General features: G+C 39.4%; 21 protein-coding genes. 15 read left to right on the top strand and 6 right to left on the bottom strand.

The genetic code is table 11. From position 1 onward, the window contains the following. Nucleotides 1-22: 22 nt before the first annotated feature. Nucleotides 23-520, bottom strand: coding sequence for a SixA phosphatase family protein (locus L1S31_RS10100; protein ID WP_236464609.1), 498 nt, complete (start codon nt 518-520; stop codon nt 23-25). 287 nt (nt 521-807) lie between these two features. On the opposite strand from L1S31_RS10100, the gene L1S31_RS10095 reads away from it, so the two are divergent. Further along, nucleotides 808-1,335: a GAF domain-containing protein gene (locus L1S31_RS10095; protein WP_236464608.1), complete on the top strand. Its 528-nt coding sequence runs from the start codon at nt 808-810 to the stop codon at nt 1,333-1,335. Nucleotides 1,336-1,424: 89 nt separating this feature from the next. Here L1S31_RS10095 and L1S31_RS10090 read toward each other — a convergent pair whose 3' ends face one another. The 5 genes from L1S31_RS10090 to allB are packed head-to-tail and all read right to left on the bottom strand — an operon-like array spanning nt 1,425 to nt 7,405. Beyond that, nucleotides 1,425-2,759: a DUF6986 family protein gene (locus tag L1S31_RS10090; RefSeq protein ID WP_236464607.1), complete on the bottom strand. Its 1,335-nt coding sequence runs from the start codon at nt 2,757-2,759 to the stop codon at nt 1,425-1,427. A 42-nt stretch (nt 2,760-2,801) separates the two neighbouring features. Beyond that, a complete protein-coding gene (uraD, locus tag L1S31_RS10085; RefSeq protein WP_236464606.1) occupies nt 2,802-3,650 on the bottom strand; it encodes a 2-oxo-4-hydroxy-4-carboxy-5-ureidoimidazoline decarboxylase in 849 nt (282 codons plus the stop codon). A gap of 7 nt (nt 3,651-3,657) precedes the next feature. After that, complete coding sequence (locus tag L1S31_RS10080) at nt 3,658-5,076, bottom strand: urate hydroxylase PuuD (protein ID WP_236464605.1); 1,419 nt, start codon at nt 5,074-5,076, stop codon at nt 3,658-3,660. After that, nucleotides 5,076-6,098, bottom strand: coding sequence for an allantoicase (alc, locus tag L1S31_RS10075; protein WP_236464604.1), 1,023 nt, complete (start codon nt 6,096-6,098; stop codon nt 5,076-5,078). The genes L1S31_RS10080 and alc overlap by 1 nt, the downstream gene beginning before the upstream one ends. Further along, nucleotides 6,080-7,405, bottom strand: a complete 1,326-nt coding sequence (gene allB / locus L1S31_RS10070; protein WP_236464603.1) for an allantoinase AllB — start codon at nt 7,403-7,405, stop codon at nt 6,080-6,082. The genes alc and allB overlap by 19 nt, the downstream gene beginning before the upstream one ends. 82 nt (nt 7,406-7,487) lie before the next feature. Between allB and L1S31_RS10065 the strand changes: the two genes are divergently transcribed. The 14 genes from L1S31_RS10065 to L1S31_RS10000 all read left to right on the top strand — a co-directional run bounded on the left by L1S31_RS10065 (nt 7,488) and on the right by L1S31_RS10000 (nt 19,224). After that, the gene (locus tag L1S31_RS10065; protein ID WP_236464602.1) at nt 7,488-8,396 is read left to right on the top strand and encodes an XdhC family protein; all 909 of its coding nucleotides are present in this window, start codon (nt 7,488-7,490) and stop codon (nt 8,394-8,396) included. Continuing rightward, a complete protein-coding gene (locus L1S31_RS10060) occupies nt 8,393-9,562 on the top strand; it encodes a molybdopterin molybdotransferase MoeA (RefSeq protein ID WP_236464601.1) in 1,170 nt (389 codons plus the stop codon). The genes L1S31_RS10065 and L1S31_RS10060 overlap by 4 nt, the downstream gene beginning before the upstream one ends. A 46-nt stretch (nt 9,563-9,608) precedes the next feature. Continuing rightward, complete coding sequence (locus L1S31_RS10055; protein WP_236464600.1) at nt 9,609-10,355, top strand: sulfite exporter TauE/SafE family protein; 747 nt, start codon at nt 9,609-9,611, stop codon at nt 10,353-10,355. After that, nucleotides 10,355-10,597: a MoaD/ThiS family protein gene (locus L1S31_RS10050; RefSeq protein WP_236464599.1), complete on the top strand. Its 243-nt coding sequence runs from the start codon at nt 10,355-10,357 to the stop codon at nt 10,595-10,597. The genes L1S31_RS10055 and L1S31_RS10050 overlap by 1 nt, the downstream gene beginning before the upstream one ends. Nucleotides 10,598-10,607: 10 nt before the next feature. Further along, entirely contained in the window at nt 10,608-11,324 is a 717-nt protein-coding gene (locus tag L1S31_RS10045) for a HesA/MoeB/ThiF family protein (RefSeq protein ID WP_236464598.1), read from the top strand. Beyond that, on the top strand, nt 11,321-11,767 hold the full coding sequence (locus L1S31_RS10040; protein ID WP_236464597.1) for a molybdenum cofactor biosynthesis protein MoaE: 447 nt from the start codon (nt 11,321-11,323) through the stop codon (nt 11,765-11,767). The genes L1S31_RS10045 and L1S31_RS10040 overlap by 4 nt, the downstream gene beginning before the upstream one ends. Continuing rightward, complete coding sequence (gene moaCB, locus L1S31_RS10035) at nt 11,768-12,682, top strand: bifunctional molybdenum cofactor biosynthesis protein MoaC/MoaB (RefSeq protein WP_236464596.1); 915 nt, start codon at nt 11,768-11,770, stop codon at nt 12,680-12,682. After that, nucleotides 12,672-13,676 carry a GTP 3',8-cyclase MoaA gene (moaA, locus tag L1S31_RS10030; RefSeq protein WP_255702244.1) on the top strand — a complete coding sequence of 335 codons (1,005 nt, stop codon included), beginning with the start codon at nt 12,672-12,674 and terminating at the stop codon, nt 13,674-13,676. The genes moaCB and moaA overlap by 11 nt, the downstream gene beginning before the upstream one ends. Nucleotides 13,677-13,795: 119 nt before the next feature. Further along, nucleotides 13,796-14,503: an aquaporin Z gene (gene aqpZ / locus L1S31_RS10025; protein ID WP_236464595.1), complete on the top strand. Its 708-nt coding sequence runs from the start codon at nt 13,796-13,798 to the stop codon at nt 14,501-14,503. Nucleotides 14,504-14,548: 45 nt separating this feature from the next. Further along, nucleotides 14,549-15,178: an alpha-ketoglutarate-dependent dioxygenase AlkB family protein gene (locus L1S31_RS10020; protein ID WP_236464594.1), complete on the top strand. Its 630-nt coding sequence runs from the start codon at nt 14,549-14,551 to the stop codon at nt 15,176-15,178. A 33-nt stretch (nt 15,179-15,211) separates the two neighbouring features. Beyond that, complete coding sequence (locus L1S31_RS10015) at nt 15,212-16,036, top strand: sterol desaturase family protein (RefSeq protein WP_236464593.1); 825 nt, start codon at nt 15,212-15,214, stop codon at nt 16,034-16,036. Nucleotides 16,037-16,141: 105 nt separating this feature from the next. After that, entirely contained in the window at nt 16,142-16,414 is a 273-nt protein-coding gene (locus L1S31_RS10010) for a TIGR03643 family protein (RefSeq protein WP_236464592.1), read from the top strand. A 139-nt stretch (nt 16,415-16,553) separates the two neighbouring features. Continuing rightward, entirely contained in the window at nt 16,554-18,422 is a 1,869-nt protein-coding gene (locus L1S31_RS10005; protein WP_236464591.1) for a M61 family metallopeptidase, read from the top strand. An 85-nt stretch (nt 18,423-18,507) separates the two neighbouring features. Further along, a complete protein-coding gene (locus L1S31_RS10000; protein ID WP_236464590.1) occupies nt 18,508-19,224 on the top strand; it encodes a DUF4369 domain-containing protein in 717 nt (238 codons plus the stop codon). Nucleotides 19,225-19,228 lie beyond the last annotated feature (4 nt).

Below are 19,228 nucleotides of genomic sequence, written 5' to 3'. Positions count from 1 at the left end.
CTAAAACCTTAAGAAACAGCAATCAATTATGCACAGTCATTTCATGTGAAACTACGCCGTCCACAATAGTGATTTTGTACAAATTCCCAAATTCCGTTTCCGCCATTTCAGGATAAATGTTCGAGCCCAAATAGGTATTGATTAATTGCGGAATAGTATTGCTGTGGCCAACGATCATCACATTTGTGCCTGAATGGGCTGCTATCACATCCTCTAATGAAAAATTTGCAGGGTTATAGAGTTCCACCTCCTTATCGTTACTGTTTGCCGTAGGTTCTATAGTCTGCAGCGTTCTGTTATAATTGGTACTGTAAAAACTACTGAAGGTGACATCCTGTAAAATTATGGCCCAGTTATTTGCCCGCTGCAAACCAGCGGCAGATAGATTTGGATTAGCACTTGAATCAGCCTTTTCAGCATGGCGGATCAAATAAATAACCGTTTTTACCGGCTTTGGTTCATCACTTGAAGAACAACCAAACAATACTATTGTTAGGATAACGAACATATTGATTTTCATGATTATTAGCTAAAGGTTTAAACAGTAGTCGTCAACTGGGCTGTTTTGTTACATTTACTGCTTCAACAAACATCAGGTAGTTTCCTTCAAAACATCCGCATCTTTCAACAGAAACATCCGTATCTTTTAAGCAAAACATCCGCATCTTTCGAACGAAACATACGGTAGTTTTTTAAGCCTAGTGTTTACAGGGTATGCTTAGTTGACTTTTCTCACTAATGGGCAGGATTTTGGTAGCTTTAACAGAAATAAGATTTCCAAAAACTAATTCACTACCTTTACAAAATATGGAAAATATTGTAGAGGATAAGAGAATAGAAGACCTTCTTAAATACGAAATACTGGATACTCCCGCAGATGGTGCATTTGATGAAATTACAAAGTTGGCAGCAAAAATCTTTGATGTCCCAATTGCAATAATCACTCTTGTTGACCACAATAGGATTTGGTTTAAATCAGCTTATGGCCTCGATGTCGAAGAAATTCCACGAACTCCGGGATTATGCAGCTCCGCTATTTTATCTGATGATATTTATATTGTTGAAGATGCAAGAAAAGACCCTCGGGCAATGGCAAATCCATTGGTTGCCGGAATTATGGGGTTACAATTCTATGCTGCTGCTCCTTTAAGAACCCTTGCAGGATACAATCTGGGCACCTTTTGTATCATCGATAAAAATCCAAGAAAGCTTACTGCCAAAGAATCCTCCATGCTGATGCAGCTTTCCAGGATTGTTATGGATCAGTTTGAAACCAAATTAAAAACACGTTTAATGGTCAAGGAAATTCTTGAGAAGGTAGCTAAAAACACTTAGCCTGATAGCGTGGGCTTTAATCAGTTCCTATTATACCAATAAAAAAACCGCACCATTATGATGCGGTTTCTTATTTATATAAAATCAGATTATTTCCCAGCCCTGTTCTCCAAAATCTTCTTGAATGAACGGCCTCTGATTTCATCTAAAGTCAGGCCAGTTGCTAACACTTCCTCCTCAGTAATAGCACCACTATTTAAGGCTCTAAGGAAATAATTCAGTAATCCTTGTCCCGTTGCAGCATCATCAAATACATCTCCGATAAGTGTGGCACGCGCGGCTTTTTCCACAAAGGTTTTCAAACGGTCCACCGCATCGTCATAGCTTTCCAAAAAGAAGGCATACACCGCCGCATAACGCATTGGGAACTGCGCAGGATTTAAATCCCAACCCTGGTAATACCCATTCCATAACGAGTGGCGGATGTGGTCGTAGCCTTTTTTCCAGGCCCTGTGAACGACTTCCATATTCTCTTTTTCCTGCTGTGGAGTCAAATCACCTCGGTGCGGACCGATAGGCATGGTGTTCGTAGCACCATCACTCAGCCAGATGCCAGTGTGGGCAAGGGCAACTTTGGTTACGTGGTGTGCAAAATCGCAAACGGGATGATCCATTTCCTGGTATTTAGCCGTAATGCTGCAGCTTGCGGTATAATCGTAAGTCCCGAAATGCATCGCAATGCAACGACCTTGAGCGGCTTTGATGAATCGGTATAATGGGTTGGTTCCTGCAATGTCCATGATTGCCTGAGTGGTTTCCACCATCATTTCCATTTTGAGGGTTCCATTGGCAAGGCCTAATTCCTCTTCTAAAATTGTCATGAAATTCGCCAGCGTTTCAGGCTGTTCAGGAATCGTAACCTTTGGCAGCATCACCACAAAATTATCGGGTAATTTTCCGCCCGTCTCTTTCACTAAAGTTGAAATGAAGATATCCAAAGTCCGCAAACCTCTTTCCCTCATATCTTCAGTAAAAGGCTTGATTCGGATTCCGATAAAAGGGGAAAGCGTACCGTCTTTCATGCCTTTGGCCACTTCCTTGGCTGTAGATTCAGCGGTTGCATCTTCTTCTTCGTTGCTCCGGTTTCCGTAACCGTCTTCAAAATCAATACGGAAATCTTCAATCGCTTCCGATTTTAATTTGGCCACGACCTTATCATAGATTTTTTTGCTGAAATCATTTCCGCCAGTCAATCCGAAAGCTTTTCCGAAAACTTCGTGGTTGGGTGCATAGGTTTCCAATATCTCTAGAGCGCGTTGCCCCAATAGGATGGGAGCGTCCGATTTGAAAAGATTGGCACCACCATAAAGCGTATGAACCGGCTGTCGGTCGCTTCGGTCACCGGGATATATTTCGTTGAAAGCCGAATTGGCTTTGCTTAAACTGTTGAACAATTGTTCTTTTTTGTTATTAGGAATTGTCATCTCTAATTATTTTGAATTATAAATTTTGAATTTTAAATGAAATCAGCTTCCTCTATAAGTACTATATCCAAAAGGATTCACGAGCAGAGGAACATGGTAATGCATTTCGTCAAAAGTGCTGAAAATGATTTCCACTATTGGATAAAACGTCTTGGTGTTTGTTTTCGAATAATAGCTTCCGGTGTCGAAAACCATTTTATAGGTATCCGGTTTTAGGTTTTTATCAGGAGCCAATAAATCGGGAATCCTGCCATCAGCATTGGTAATTCCCTGTGTAATGGTCTGCCATTTACCATTTCTAAAAGCTTGTAAACGAATTGAAATATCCTTTCCCGGAATTCCGGTTGAAGTGTCTAAAACGTGGGTTGTAATCTGGCTTACTTTCAGGAAACTGAAATCGCCATCGGGAAGCATCTTTTTGAAACGGATGATGGAAATTTTTTGCTGTTCACCCATTGCAATGTGCAGTTCCTCTTCGGTTGTGTTTTGCAGTCGGTCATTCAATAAAGCCAACATTTCATCCGCTGATTTTCCTGTGGCGCAAACAATGAATATGAATCCGTTTTTGGTTTCGTAATCGGTGTTGGCTTTCGCCAAATGTTGAATCGTTGCCTGCGTTGCTACTGCAACTCCGGCCTGCTCCTTTCCGGCAAACTTTTCGGTCAGGCTTTTTACATCGCCAATCTTTGGATGATGCGTAAACGATTCGCGCCAATCCTCTTCTCCACATTCGTCATACCAAATTTTGGAAGACAAATCCACCAACTGTTTTTCGGAAGCAAAAGGAAAATGCTTCATCATTGCATCGGCCCATTTATTCGAACCACAACAGGCAAATAATTCCCTTTTTGCAGTTTCTTCGGGTAAGGTATTAAAGGCTAATAAATTCATGTCGTCATTATTTCAGGCTTGCACCTTGTTCAATCCAACACCGAATCATGTTGCGTTCTTCTTCGGTGATGTTGGTTTTGTTATTCTGAGGCATCGTTTTGGTCACAACCACACGCTGCATGATCAAATCTTTTTTGTTCAGGATGTCCTGCGGTGTATCGTATTTCACTCCATTAGGAGCGGTTTTATAAACATCATCCGTAGGCGAAGAAGAGTGGCACTGCACACAACGTTTCTGGATAATCTCATTAACTTCTATAAAGGTAACTTCTTTTTTGCATTCATACGGATTGGTACTTGGTGCCGATATAAAACAGGCCGCCAAAAGTATCACAACCGAAACCGGAAGAATCCATACGTTGAGGTGCTTTTGTTCCTTTAGGTTCAGGTAATGTTTTACACCGGCTGCGCCCAACGAGATTATTGCCAAAATCAACCAAGGGTATTCATACCCAAAGGTCGATGGAAAGTGATTGCTCACCATCACAAACAAAACCGGAAGCGTAAAATAGTTGTTGTGTAACGAACGCGCCAAGGCTTTTTTACCCAAACTCGGATCTAATGGGATTCCCAATTTGGCACAACGCACCATTTCCTTTTGACCCGGGATAATTACAAAAAACACATTGGCCACCATAAGGCTTCCAATCATGGCTCCAAAATGGATATAAGCAGCTCTTGCACTAAAAACATGGCAATAGAAGAAAGCGAACAATATCAGGAATGCAAAGCCAACCAAGGCAAATGACAGTTGGTTTTTTATTAAGGATGATTTACACATCCTATCATAAATCAGCCATGCTACTACAAATGAGCCTACACCAAGCAGAATTCCTTCTGCTGCAGTAATATCCAAAACATTCTTGTCTATTAGAAAAGCGGACGCATTGAAATAATACACCACAAACAGCAAACAAAATCCGGAAAGCCAGGTAAAATACGCTTCATATTTGAACCAGTGCAGGTGTTTCGGAATTACCTTTGGCGCGACCTTATATTTTTCCAAATAATAAAATCCGCCACCATGAACAGCCCAAAGGTTTCCGGCCAATTCATCGCGAACGTCTTCAGTTCGGTTTAAGGCATTTTCCAAAAACACAAAATAAAACGAAGCACCAATCCATGCAATTCCAAATGTAATGTGCATCAAACGGATGACAATGTTGAGCCACTCCATCAAATGCGCTTCCAAAGGCGTTCCTTCAACAACTATATAAGTATTGAACAGGATGGCGACTACCATCAGTAATATTCCGGCGTAGATATAATTCTGGCTGGTATTTCGGATGTCTTCATCGCCTTCGGGATTTTTCTGGTTTTTTCCTTTAAGGAAGTTGGGCATTTTGTATGACATATAGCCCAACGTAATTAATACGCTGAATTCAATTACATACAAAACGACTATGACAAAAGTACTTATCGACACTATTTACTGATTTTACCAAACAATCTCAAACGGCTGATGCCTCCATCAGGGAAGATGTTCAATCTTACATGAGTGATAGGCTCGTGGCTGTTTATTTCCTTTACAAATTCGTGTTCGTTATCAGCGCTCAACTTTTGCTGTGGAAGCAATGTTTTCCAGTCACCATTTTTGATAACGGCATCGTCATTATCGCTTGAGCAGCATTCAATCGAACAGCTATCAGGGTAATTTCCTTTGAAGTGACAGGTATCCACAACGATTCTATCTACAATTCCTTTGTGGGCCAGTTTTACAATTACCCAATCCACATTATTTGGCGTTCGGTTGCGTTTGGTTTCCCAACCGTCACCCATATTCGCGCCGCGGTTTGGCATAATCAGATTGCCCATAGCGCTAAAGAACATATCGTTGCAGGCAATGGACTGACCACCATTGGTAGCAGCAGCCAAATCGATTTCTTCTGAAGGCGAAACCGAATTCCAGTTTTTGAAAACTTCGCCATAAACGCGGAAACGTGCCACGCCACCATCAGGATAGATATGTAATCTTAAATGCGTGTAGATTTCATTGCTCTCGCATTCGTAAAAATTCTGTGAACCGGCATCCAAATGGGATTTTGGCAAAATTTCCTTCCAATCAACATCTTCCCAATCAGAAACCTTGTAACCATCAGGAAGGTTAACCGCTTCAATCGAACAATGAGGAGGATGATTCCCTAAAAAGAAATTGGTGTCAATATCAAATCCGGTAATCTTTCCCGAAACGCCCAACTGGATTACAGCCCAATCGTGTCCCGGTGTTCTTTTCCTGCGGCTTTCCCAGCCGTCCATCCATTTGCCACGGTCAGTATATTTATCGGTAATGAAAATGCCACGTGTTGGCAGAATCAGGTTTTCTTTTTCAGCAAAGAAATCATCGGTTGCATATAAAACCTTTCCGCCCAGTCGTTCTGCGGCTAAGTCGGTTAATGCTGTAAATGCTGGTGATTCCTTTATAATCTCGGTTACTTTTGCAAAAGCCATTGTCCTTTATTTTTATTTTCTATTGATTTATTGTGATAAACGGTAGTTCCATTGACTATAGTTTCCAGCACTTTACCGTTTAAGTTTTGCGCAATATATGGACTTATTTTATATCTGAAAAAAATGTCCTCCGCTTTTACCAATTCAGCTTCATCTGGGTTCCAAATGACAATATCAGCATCGTTTCCAATTTTGAATTCGCCTTTCTTAACTGCCTTAATAAAATGGGCAGGTTTGGAGGTTACCAACGGGATAAATTGTTCCAATGATAGTGTGTCTTTTAAAGCGGTCCAAGATGCTGTAAGCAGAAACTGGATTCCTGCAATTCCGCCCCAGGCTTTCTTCAAATTACCGCTTTCCATTTCCTTGATATCAGGCGGAGCAGGCGAGTGGTCGGTGGTCAGAAAATCCAAAACACCAGTTGCAAAGGCTTGCTTTAATTGCTCATTATTCGATTTTTGACGAATTGGTGGCGCACATTTGTAGATGCAGTTTGCGTCGGGAATGTCTTCGGCATTAAAGAAAATATATTGCGTACAGGTTTCGGCTGTAATGGGCAGGCCTTCTTTTTTGGCTGCTTCAATCATTGCTAACGCTTCCGCAGATGCAACGTGGACGATATGAACCGGGCAATTGTGTTTTCGGCACATTCTGATCATCAAATCGATGGCATCGTTTTCCCATTTCTTTGGACGGCTTGCCAGGTAATGTTGGTAGCTTGTTGGATTGTTTTCAAAATCACAGTCAACTTCGGTGTCGTATAATTCGCAGTGCGCTAAAAGCGGAATATTGGATTTAGCTATAATAGGCATCGCTTCGTCTAAATCCTTTTCGGTAACATTTGGGAATTCATCTATTCCTGAATGTGTCAAAAAGCATTTTACACCCACAACTCCAGCCTTAATCAACGATTGTAATTCGGGAGCATTTCCCGGAATCAACCCTGCATAAAACCCTACATTGACATTCATTTTGCCTTTTGAGGCTTCCAATTTTTGGTTGAACGCATCCAAAGTGGTCGTAACCGGACTCGCATTCAAAGGCATATCGATTATTGTGGTGGAACCACCGGCAGCAGCAGCTTGTGTAGCGGTTTCAAAACCTTCCCATTCGGTTCTTCCTGGTTCGTTAATGTGTACGTGAACGTCTATAACGCCTGGCATAATCACGGCATTGCCATAATCTACAGCATCATTCAATCTTTCAAAATCAATGGACGTAATAGTTACGTTACTGAAACTTAAGGTTGCCGGCTGTAGTTTGTTTTCAACCCAAACGCGGTTGCTGTAAATTTTTCTGTCTTGCATTTTATTTTGGATTTACCCGAAAGGCAAACATACAAACTTAAGGATAAAAAGTTAATTTTGGCAAGTTGAACCACTCAAAATAATGACTCAGGATTTCTATAAAAAACTCTCCGAAACCCTCCAATCCGAAAAGCGATTGGTGCTGATGGTTGTGATTGCCAATGAAGGCAGCAGTCCGGGACGGAAAGGCTTCAAAATGGCGGTTACCAAAGACGGAATGTTCGGTACAATAGGTGGCGGAATCATGGAGCACAAGTTGGTGGAATACGCGCAATCGCTTTTGGACAAACCTGCTTTTGAACCTTTTATGAAGCATCAAATCCACGATAAGTCAGCACCCAAAGACCAATCGGGAATGATATGTTCAGGCCGGCAGACTATTGCTTTTTACGATATTGATTCAGATTTTCTGCCATTGGTGGATCAAATACTTACCGAAGAGGATTTTCAAATTAATTATAGCAATTTGGGAATTAATATTCCCCATGAAAATGCAACATGGAGTTTTACCGAAACCAATTCACTTCCGCAGAAAGTCTATATTGTTGGTGGAGGACACGTTGGTTTGGCATTAAGCGAAACGCTTTCGAAACTGGATTTTGAAATCCACATTCTCGATCATCGGGATAACCTGAATACAATGGAGCAGAATCATTTTGCACATTCAAAACGAACCGTTGATTTTGAACAAATTGATAATTATATTCCAGAAGGGAATGACGTTTATGTAGTGATTATGTCGTTTGGTTATCGAACGGATGAGATTATCATTAGGAAACTAATCGACAAGGATTTTAAATATATTGGCTTATTAGGCAGTAAAGAAAAAATTGCAACACTGTTTTCAAAAATGGTGGAAGAAGGTTTTGATAAAGAAAAAATTGCCCGCGTTTATGCGCCAATCGGAATTGATATCAAAAGTGAAACAACGCAGGAAATCGCTATTAGTGTAGCAGCGCAATTAATCCGCGTTAAAAACCAAAACAGATGATTTCAACAGCAGAAGCCTTTTCCATACTAGAAAAACAGGGCTATTCCAAAAGAGTAGTGGAGCTTTCGTTACTGGAAGCACGCAATCATGTTTTGGCTGAAACCGTTTATTCGCCCATCAATATGCCACCATTCCGCCAGGCAACTATGGATGGTTTTGCTTTAGCGCTGCATGATGACCTGCATTATGAAATTGTTGGAGAAATCAAGGCAGGAGATTTTTTTGATAAAGAGCTTCAACCTGGTCAAGCCGTTAAAATCTTTACCGGTGCTGCGGTTCCCAATTCCGCACAGGCTGTTATCCAGATTGAAAAAGTAACAGTTATGGATTCCGTTTTGTCAGTTCACGAAAGGATGAAAACGGAAACGAATGTCCGGCAGCTTGGTGCGCAGATTATGAAAGAGGATATTGCGCTTGAAGAAGGTGCTTTTTTAAACGCAGCAGCAATAGGGTTTCTAACAGGACTAGGATTCACGAAGGCCAAAGTCTTTCAAAAGCCTTCGGTAGGAATTATTGTAACCGGAAATGAGCTCGTTGCTGCTGGTGAAAATCTCCAAGACGGAAAAGTATACGAAAGCAACGCAATAATGCTGCAAACTGCTTTATTTGATGCAAATTTCAATGCTATTTCGCTTTATCAGGTTAGTGATGATTTTGAAAAGACGAGAATTACGATTGAAAAAGCCCTCAATGAAAATGATATTGTGCTGATTTCGGGCGGAATATCAGTGGGTGATTATGATTTTGTAGGCAAAGCCCTGGAAAGCCTGAATGTAGAAACATTGTTTTACAAAGTCAACCAAAAACCGGGAAAACCTTTATTCGCTGGAAAGCAAAATGATAAAATCATCTTTGCCTTACCTGGTAATCCGGCGGCAAGCCTGACCTGTTTCTATGTGTATGTGTTGCCAACGCTGCACAAACGTTCAGGAATAAGTTATAAATATGGCTCACAACTCATGAAGGCTTTAGCTTATGATTTTACTGTTGATAATGAGCGAAGCCAATTTTTAAAAGCCTTCATCAATGATGATGAGGTTACGATTTTATCGCATCAGGACTCGGGAATGCTCAACTCTTTTGCGCTCGCCAATGCCTTGGTTTATGTTCCGGAAGGAAAATACCAATTGCTAAAAGGCAACAAAGTTTCGGTTTATCTTATCTGAAAATCATAATTGTCGCTATATTTACGGTTCGTTAATCTTTAAAAATATGCTTGCAGGCGAACTCATTCAATCTCCGTTATTATTCGTTTTATTACTGTTTGTTGCTTTTTTATATGCCAGCGTAGGCCATGGCGGCGCCAGTGGTTACCTTGCATTGATGAGTCTGTTTGCTTTTCCGGTAACGTTTATGAAACCAACGGCTTTGGTTTTGAATATATTGGTTTCGGCAATCTCGTTTTATTTTTACTATCGCGAGAAAAAGTTTGATTGGAAACTGTTTTATCCGTTTGCAATAACTTCCGTTCCGTTTTCATTTATTGGCGGAATGCTTACGGTTGAGACCCATATTTATAAAATCATATTGGCAACGGTTTTACTGTTTGCAGTAGCAAGACTGTTGGGCTTTTTTGGAAAACAGAAGGGAGAACTAAAACCGGTTGATTTGCCAGTAGCATTGTACATAGGCGCATTGATTGGACTTTTATCAGGATTGATAGGTATTGGAGGCGGCATTATCCTGAGTCCGGTACTATTGCTTTTGGGTTGGGCCGATATTAAAAAAAGTGCAGCTGTTTCTGCATTGTTTATCTTTGTAAATTCAATTTCGGGGCTTTTTGGATTTTTATCAAAAGGGGGAACATTGCCAATTTCATCAACATCCTTAATTGGTGTTGCTCTAATTGGTGGAATTCTGGGAGGTTATTTCGGAAGTAAAAAAATGAACCTGATTGTACTCCGAAATGTACTCGCTGTAGTATTGCTGATTGCTATTTTTAAATTGTACACAACCTAATGGAAATAACAGTGAAATATTTCGGAATCATAGCTGATATTACGCAAAAAAAGGAAGAATTGTTTTTTGTGGAAAATGATTCAAATACGTTAAAAACATTACAATCAGAAATTGAAATAAAATATCCTAAAATACTGGATATTAATTATTCAGTTGCAATTAATAAAAAAATCGCAAATCGCGAAACCGAATTAAAAGACCGAGATGAAGTGGCTTTTTTGCCTCCGTTTGCAGGTGGATAAAATTAGAGGAATGAAACGATACGAAAGACAAATCATATTGCCTGAAATTGGGATTTTGGGACAGCTCAAACTTGCCGAAGCAAAGGTTTTGATTATTGGAGCCGGAGGTTTAGGATGTCCTGTTTTGCAGAATTTGGCTGCGGCCGGAATGGGAACCATCGGGATTGTGGATGGAGATGTTGTAGAGGAAACCAATCTGCATCGACAATATCTTTACGCCTTGAACGATTGCGGAAGGAAAAAGGTTGATGTGGCTTGTGAAGTCATTGCAAACCAAAATCCTGAAATAAAAATAATTCCTTACGCTGATTATTTTACAAAAGAGAATGCTCCTGAAATTAGTAGTGATTATCAAATCATAGTAGATTGCACCGACTCTATTTCGGCACGCTATCTGATTAATGATGTGGCTGTTGCCAATGAGATTCCGATGGTTTATGCTTCAGTTCATAAGTTCGAAGGCCAGCTTTCGGTTTTTAATTATAAGAATGGTCCAACGTATCGGTGCTTATTTCCTGAAAACGAAATATTGGAAACTGTTGCGAATTGCAACAACTCTGGAGTTTTGGGCGTATTGCCAAATATTTTAGGAGCAATGCAGGCCAATGAAGTACTCAAAATTGTTTTAAATTTTGGTGAAGTTTTGAGCGGAAGCCTATATTTGTACAATAGTCTAGATAATAGCGCTCAAACTATTGAAATACAAAAGAATAAATTAAATAAATGACGACAGATAAACCAAAAAAAACATCTTTTATACAAGGTGCTATTTCGGCAGAATTCATTGGAAATTCCATTGCGAAGCACCAAAGCAAAACTGCTATTGGTGCGCATAATATCTTTTTGGGCCAGGTTCGGGCAGATCAGATTGATGGAAAAACTGTAATGGCAATAGAATATTCGGCTTATGAAGAAATGGCGGAGCAGGGTTTTTATGAAATCCGTGAAGCGGCATTTGCTCAATATGACTTGTCCTGCCTGCATATTTATCATAGCCTTGGATTGGTTAAAACCGGGGAAATCTGCCTGTTTGTCTTTGTCTCAGCGCCAAGGCGCAAAGTGGTTTATGAAGCATTGGAATATTTGGTTGAAGCAATAAAGGAAAAAACAGCCGTTTTTGGCAAAGAAATCTTTGAAGACGAGAGTTATACCTGGAAAAAAAATACATAAATGGTCGACATCACACATAAAATCACAACACTAAGAACTGCAGTTGCACAGGCTATTGTAAAAGTTGGCTCGCCTGAAACCATCAAGGCTGTCTTGAATAATGCTGTGCCAAAAGGCAATGTGCTGGAAGTGTCAAGAACTGCGGGATTGTTTGCTGTGAAAAATACAGCGAGTGTTATTCCCGACTGTCATCCCATGCCGATTGAGTTTACAGGGATAGAATTTGAATGTCTCAAAGACTGTATTAAGATTGAGGTTACGGTTAAAACAATCTATAAAACCGGCGTTGAGGTTGAGGCTATGCATGGCGCGTCAATTGTGGCCTTGACAATATATGATATGCTCAAGCCCATTGATAAAAATGTTGAAATATCCACGGTAAAACTGCTTCATAAAAAAGGCGGGAAATCGGATTATGGAGTGAAGGAAAATATAAACCTGAAGGTAGCTGTATTGGTTTGTTCCGATAGTGTTTCTTCAGGTAAAAAGGAGGATAGTTCAGGAAAGGCGATAACGCAAAAGCTGGAAAAATTAGGACTAAAAATAACGGATTACAATATCATTCCTGACGATATTCAAATCATTCAAACCAACATCCATAGGCTTTGTGATGGCAAAACAGATTTGATTGTCCTTACAGGAGGAACAGGTTTGTCCGATAAGGATGTAACTCCGGAAGCAATAATTCCGCTTATCGAAAGACGAATTCCGGGGATTGAGGAAGCTATTCGTTCGTATGGACAGCAGCGAACGCCTTTTGCCATGCTGTCGCGAAGTGTTGTAGGTTTTAAAGGAAATTCCCTGTTGATGGCTTTGCCTGGTTCAACAAACGGCGCAGCCGAATCAATCGACGCGGTTTTTCCATCTGTGCTGCACTTGTTTCAATTGTTAAACGGCTTTGATCATGGGAAATAGCAATCTCCTTCAGGACGCATTTGGACGCAAACACGATTATTTGCGCATCTCGATTACAGAACATTGTAATCTGAGATGTACCTATTGTATGCCTGAAGAAGGGATTAAGCTTACGCCAAAGCCTCATTTAATGACTGCCGACGAGATTGTTTCCATTGCCCGGACTTTTGTTAACCTTGGTGTGAATAAAATCAGGCTGACTGGTGGCGAACCTCTGGTACGTAAAGATGCAAAGGAAATCATATTACGATTGGGGGAATTAGGTGTTAATCTGACGATTACTACCAATGGGATCTTGGTTCCAAACTTTATTGAAACGTTTAAGCAGGCCGGAATCAAAACGATAAACATCAGCATTGATAGTTTGGTAAAAGACAAATTCAATGCAATTACAAGACGTGGATATTTTGAAACCGTTCAAAAAAGCATTGATTTACTGCTTAAAAAAAAATTTAATGTCAAACTTAATGTGGTTTTAATTAAGTCTTTCAATAACAATGAAATAAATGATTTTATTTCTTTGACAAAAAATAAAAAGGTGCAGGTCCGTTTCATCGAGTTCATGCCTTTTTCAGGAAATCAATGGGATCAATCAAAATTGGTTTCCTATGCCGAAATCATGGAAACTGTCCAATCGGAATATGCAATTTCTGAAATACAGCGTCTGGAAGATGCGCCCAACGATACTGCAAAAAACTTTAAGATTGCATCGCATATGGGAAGCTTTGCAGTTATCAGTTCGGTTACCAATCCGTTTTGCTCAACCTGCAACAGAATCCGTTTAACAGCTGACGGAAAACTAAAAAACTGTTTGTTCTCTAATTCTGAAACATCTTTGTTGGAAACCTTGCGTGCCGGAGAATCCATACTTCCGCTAATCCATCAAAACCTGATTTCCAAAATGGCAGTGCGTGCCGGAATGGACGATGATCTCAAATTCCAAAACCCCGAATTGTTTTCCCAAAATAGAAGCATGATTGCTATTGGTGGATAATGTAATTAGTTCAGAACCTTGTTGATAAGTTTGTTTTAACTGATTTTCTACCTAATAATTTACTCGTAATTTTAGTATACTAACCAAATCATGCTTTTCATGATTCTAAAACCAAACTTATGAAAAAACTATTCGCAGAATTTTTCGGCACTTACTGGCTTGTCTTTGGCGGTTGCGGAAGTGCTTTATTCGCAGCAGGAATTCCCGATTTAGGAATCGGATTTGTTGGCGTTTCACTGGCTTTTGGACTTACTGTTTTGACCATGGCTTATGCTGTAGGCCATATTTCAGGCGGGCATTTCAATCCGGCCGTTTCAATCGGTCTTTGGGCTGGAGGAAGATTTTCGGCCAAGGATTTACTGCCTTATGTTGTTTCCCAATGTGTTGGCGCCATTGCAGCTGCAGCGACGCTTTTCTTTATTTGGTCAGGCAAGGCAGGAAACATTATTGATAATACCAAAGCCGGAGCATTTGCTTCGAATGGATTTGATGATTTTTCCCCTGATAAATATTCGATGATGTCCTGCTTTTTGGCAGAATTTATTTTGACAATGTTCTTTTTACTTGTCATCCTTGGCGCTACCGGAAAATTCTCCCACGTAAAGTTTGCGGGAATTGCCATTGGTTTGGCACTGACTTTAATCCATTTAATCAGCATTCCAATCACAAATACTTCCGTAAATCCGGCACGTTCGTTATCACAGGCTATTTTTGCAGGAGGAACACCACTGAGCCAGGTTTGGTTGTTTTGGCTGGCGCCAATTGCGGGTGCTTTGGCTGGAGGATTTATTTATAAAAACCTATTGCATCAACACAATCCTGAGTAAATTACCTAGATCAATAAATAACTATTTGAGGAAAACGATGGCTGAATGCCGTCGTTTTTTTATTTTTGGAATATGGATTCATTGTTCCCCAAAGAAAAAATCATCTTCAATCTACCCGATGCTGAAATTGAGTATTATCCCAATTTCTTTGATAGTAATCGTGCAGACGAATTGTTTGAAAAACTTAAGAATGAAATTCCGTGGCAGCAGGATGCTATTACAGTATTTGGCAAAACACATCCACAACCAAGACTGACCTCACTTTTTGGCAACGAAGGAAAGCCATACAGTTATTCCAATATTGTAATGCAGCCCAATGCGTGGAATCCTTTATTGATGTTTGTTAAAAATGAGATTGAGGAAAACTGCAAAGAGAATTTCACGACTGTTTTACTGAATTATTATCGTGACGGAAAAGACAGCAATGGCTGGCATGCCGATAATGAGCGCGAATTGGGGAGAAATCCGGTGATTGCCTCGGTGAGTTTTGGAGCGGAACGCAGTTTTCATCTGCAACATAATACCATCAAAGAACAGAAATTAAAAATCAATCTTGAACACGGAAGTTTGTTGATTATGAAAGGTGCAACACAGCATTTTTGGAAACATCAGATTCCGAAAACAGCCAAACCCATAGGTGCCAGAATAAATCTAACATTCCGGATTATCAAATAATGGATTTGTTATATTTGAATAAAATACTTTGCTATGAATGAAATAATCAATTATTTTTCATCAATACCGTCTTCGCACAGGGCATTGATTTTGGCTGGAGGAATTGCATTATTCTGGTTGATTGAAAGCGCTTTTCCGTTTATCCGATTTGAATATAAAAAATGGCAGCATGCAGGAATCAATATCTTTTTTACGGTTATGACGATTATTGTCAATTTCTGCCTTGCCTTCATTCTGCTCAAAGCCGCAGACTGGACCAAAATAAACCATTTCGGATTGCTGAATTGGCTGCCTGAAATGAATGCGTGGCTGTTTGCCATTATTGGGTTATTGCTTTTGGATTTAATTGGCGCTTACCTCGCGCATTTTGTTGAGCACAAAGTCAAATTCCTATGGCGTTTCCATTTGATACATCATACGGACACCTGGATTGATACCACTTCGGCAAACCGCCATCATCCGGGAGAAAGTGTAATACGTTTTATTTTCACAACAGTTGGAGTATTGATTGTCGGAAGTCCGATGTGGCTGGTGTTTTTATACCAGACTTTGTCTGTTGTTGCAACCCAGTTCAATCATGCCAACATTGTCCTGCCCAAGAAATTCGACAACTTTTTGAGTTATTTTATTGTTTCTCCCGATATGCACAAAGTCCACCATCATTACGTTTTGCCTTATACCGACAGCAATTATGGCAACATTTTTTCGGTTTGGGATCGATTGTTTGGAACGTTCAGGACATTGGATAGGGATAAACTCGTGTATGGTGTTGATACCCATATGAAACCCGAGGAACACAATAAATTAGGCAACTTATTGGCAATCCCTTTTCAGAAACGACGCGCACCTAAACCATAAGGGTTGAAAAAAAATAATATTGATGTTTACCAACTAATTATTTTTTTTATTAATATTGAAATACGAATTAAAACAGGAATCTATTTTATAAATGCTTTTACAGAAATGAAAAAAAGTAAGTTAATGGAACTTGACAGCGAACAATTGGAAAGAGTTGTCAGCATGGCGCAAGAGGAAAGAAAACCTTTTGAAGTAATAAAGGAAGAATTTGGGCTTAATGAAAATGAAGTTACCGAATTAATGCGAAAAAGATTGTCCAAGGATAATTTTGAACTTTGGAAAAAGAAAGCTTGCGGAAGCAAACCCAAGCCGAAGCCAATCATTGACGACTTTGATGATTTAGACAGTAAATATTATATCAAAAATAAATTTGACTAAAATACAAACTCCTGCTAAGCAGGAGTTTTTTTATTTTTCAGCAGTATTATTTTAGTTAATCAAATCTAAAAATGTTAAAATCTTTGTAACTAATGGTTACTTTTGGGGACTCACTTAATAAAATAAATAAATTTTAGTAATGAAAAAACTAATTCTTAGTGCTTTTTTCGCGTTATCAGCTTTGAGTCAAACCGCAATTGCACAAAAAAAAGCTTCAACTTCTGAAGTAAAAGTAACAATCGATTTAAATCATGTGCAAAATGACAAGGTTATGGTTACCATGACGCCACCGGCATTTACGGGTAACAATGTTGTTTTTCACTTTCCTAAAACAGTTCCGGGAACATACTCGGCAGACAATTACGGAAAACTGGTTGACAACCTGAAAGCATTTGACAAAGGCGGGAAGGAATTAGTGGTTACCAAAACCGATGACAATTCGTGGAGCATTCCGAATGGGAAATCATTGGCAAAAATTACATATTGGGTAAATGACACCTATGACTCTGAAAACGGGCGTGGCTTTGGGAAGGATGACATCTTTTCTCCGGCAGGAGTTAACATCCTTGAAGGCAAAAACTTTATGGTAAACAACCATGGTTTCGTTGGTTTTTTTGAAGATAAGACCGCTTTGACCGAGATTCCATACAGCCTTACAATCCTGCATCCAAAAGACCTTTATGGTGCAACATCTTTAATTGATACTGATAAAAGTGATACCGTTGATAATTTTAAGGCAACGCGTTATTTTGATTTGACAGACAATCCCATAATGTACGCTAAACCCGATTACGAGACCTTTACCGTTGACGGAATGGAAATTGTTTTTGCGGTTTATTCTCCAACCGGAGCGCACACAGCAAAATCGTTATTACCATTTTTAGAAAAAACAATGCGTGCCCAAAAAGCATTTTTGGGTTCTATAAATGCCAACAAAAGATATACGGTCATCTTGTATCTTTCGGATATGAATGGAAATGATGCAAAAGGTTTTGGTGCCTTGGAACACCATACATCAACAACCGTTTGTTTTCCGGAAGCGATGCCAACAGAGGCATTAGGAGAACAAATAAAAGATGTGGTTTCACATGAATTCTTCCATACGGTAACTCCGCTGAGCATTCACTCAAAGGAAATTCAATATTTTGATTATACCAATCCTAAAATGTCAAAGCATTTATGGATGTATGAAGGAGTCACAGAATATTTTGCCAATTTATTCCAGGTAAATCAGGGATTAATCGATGCAGATGAATTCTATCAAAGAATGACCGGTAAGATTACCAATTCGGCTAACATGAATGATACTATGCCATTCACAGAAATGAGTGCGAATGTTTTGACAGCGCCTTACAAAGACCAATACCTGAATGTATACGAAAAAGGAGCACTTATCGGAATGTGCATTGATATCATCATTCGTGAGAAAAGCAACGGAGAAAGAGGAATTTTAGACATGATGAAAAAATTGTCACAGGAATATGGAGTAAGCAAACCATTTAATGATGATGAGCTTTTTGCAAAAATAACGCAGCTTACGTATCCTGAAGTTGGGGAGTTCCTGAATAAGTATGTAGCAGGTAACTCACCAATTCCGTACGAAGTATATTTTGCCAAAATGGGCGTGACCAAAGAGAAAATCCAGCAACCTGGGAATCCATTCCTGAAAGATCCAACAACACCGTTCATTACGGTAAATCCAAATACCAAGGAAATTATAGTTGTTCCGGGCACACCTTTAAATGACTTTATGAATAATCTGGGGATCAAAGGAGGAGATATTATTTTGGCTATCAATGATAAACCTTATAATCTTGACAACATCTATGATATGATTATGGAAAGTGAGAAATGGAAAGCTGATGATGCGATTAGCGTTAAGATTAAAAGAGAAGGTAAGGAGCAAGTATTAAATGGTAAAGTAAAATTATCTTATTTTGAAGTTGAAGGTTACAAACTTTCAGACCCTTCAAAAGAGAAGTTAAACAATGCCTGGTTGAAAGGATAATTTTCAAAAAATAAACCTATTCTAAATCCTCAATTTGTACTACAGATTGAGGATTTTTTTTAGTAGTATTGCAAAAAAATAAAAAATGCGCAAATCCATCCTAGCACTGCTTTCAATCTTAGCCTTAGTATCCTGTTCAGATAAAAAAGAACAAACCAAAAACTTCATGATAACCGGAAACATCAAAGGTTTGAAGAAAGGTACTTTGTATATCCAACGAATAAAAGACACGACTTTAATCGCCATTGATACCATTAAGATTGATGGGGATTCCCATTTTACCAGTGAGTTTGATTTGCAATCGCCGGAAATGCTGTACCTGTTTTTGGACCGTGGCGTAACCAATTCGCTGGATAATAATATTTCGTTTTTTGCTGAAAAAGGAATGCTGAACATTGAAACATCGTTGGATTTTTTTACGGCTGATGCCAAAATTACCGGTTCTAAAAACCAGGAACTTTATGATGAATATAAAAAAGTGATTTCAAGGTATGTGGATCAGGATTTGACATTAATCCAGAAAAAATTCGAAGCATACAAAGCTAAAAACGATAATGAAATCAATAGGTTGGAAGAAGAACAAAAAGGAATCCTAAAGCGTAAATACCTTTACACCACAAACTTTGCGGTAAATCACGGAGACTATGAAGTTGCGCCTTATGTGACCTTGGCTGAAATTTACGACATCAATCTAAAGTTCCTTGATACCATCCAAAAGTCAATGACACCAAAGGTTTCCAAATCGATGTATGGAAAAAAATTAAACGAACTTATCGTTGCCAGAAAAGGGGAAGGGAGGTAGGATA

The sequence above is a fragment of the Flavobacterium wongokense genome, assembly GCF_021608265.1.
GTDB classification, from domain to species: domain Bacteria; phylum Bacteroidota; class Bacteroidia; order Flavobacteriales; family Flavobacteriaceae; genus Flavobacterium; species Flavobacterium wongokense.
This window is presented reverse-complemented; position numbering and strand designations above follow the sequence as displayed.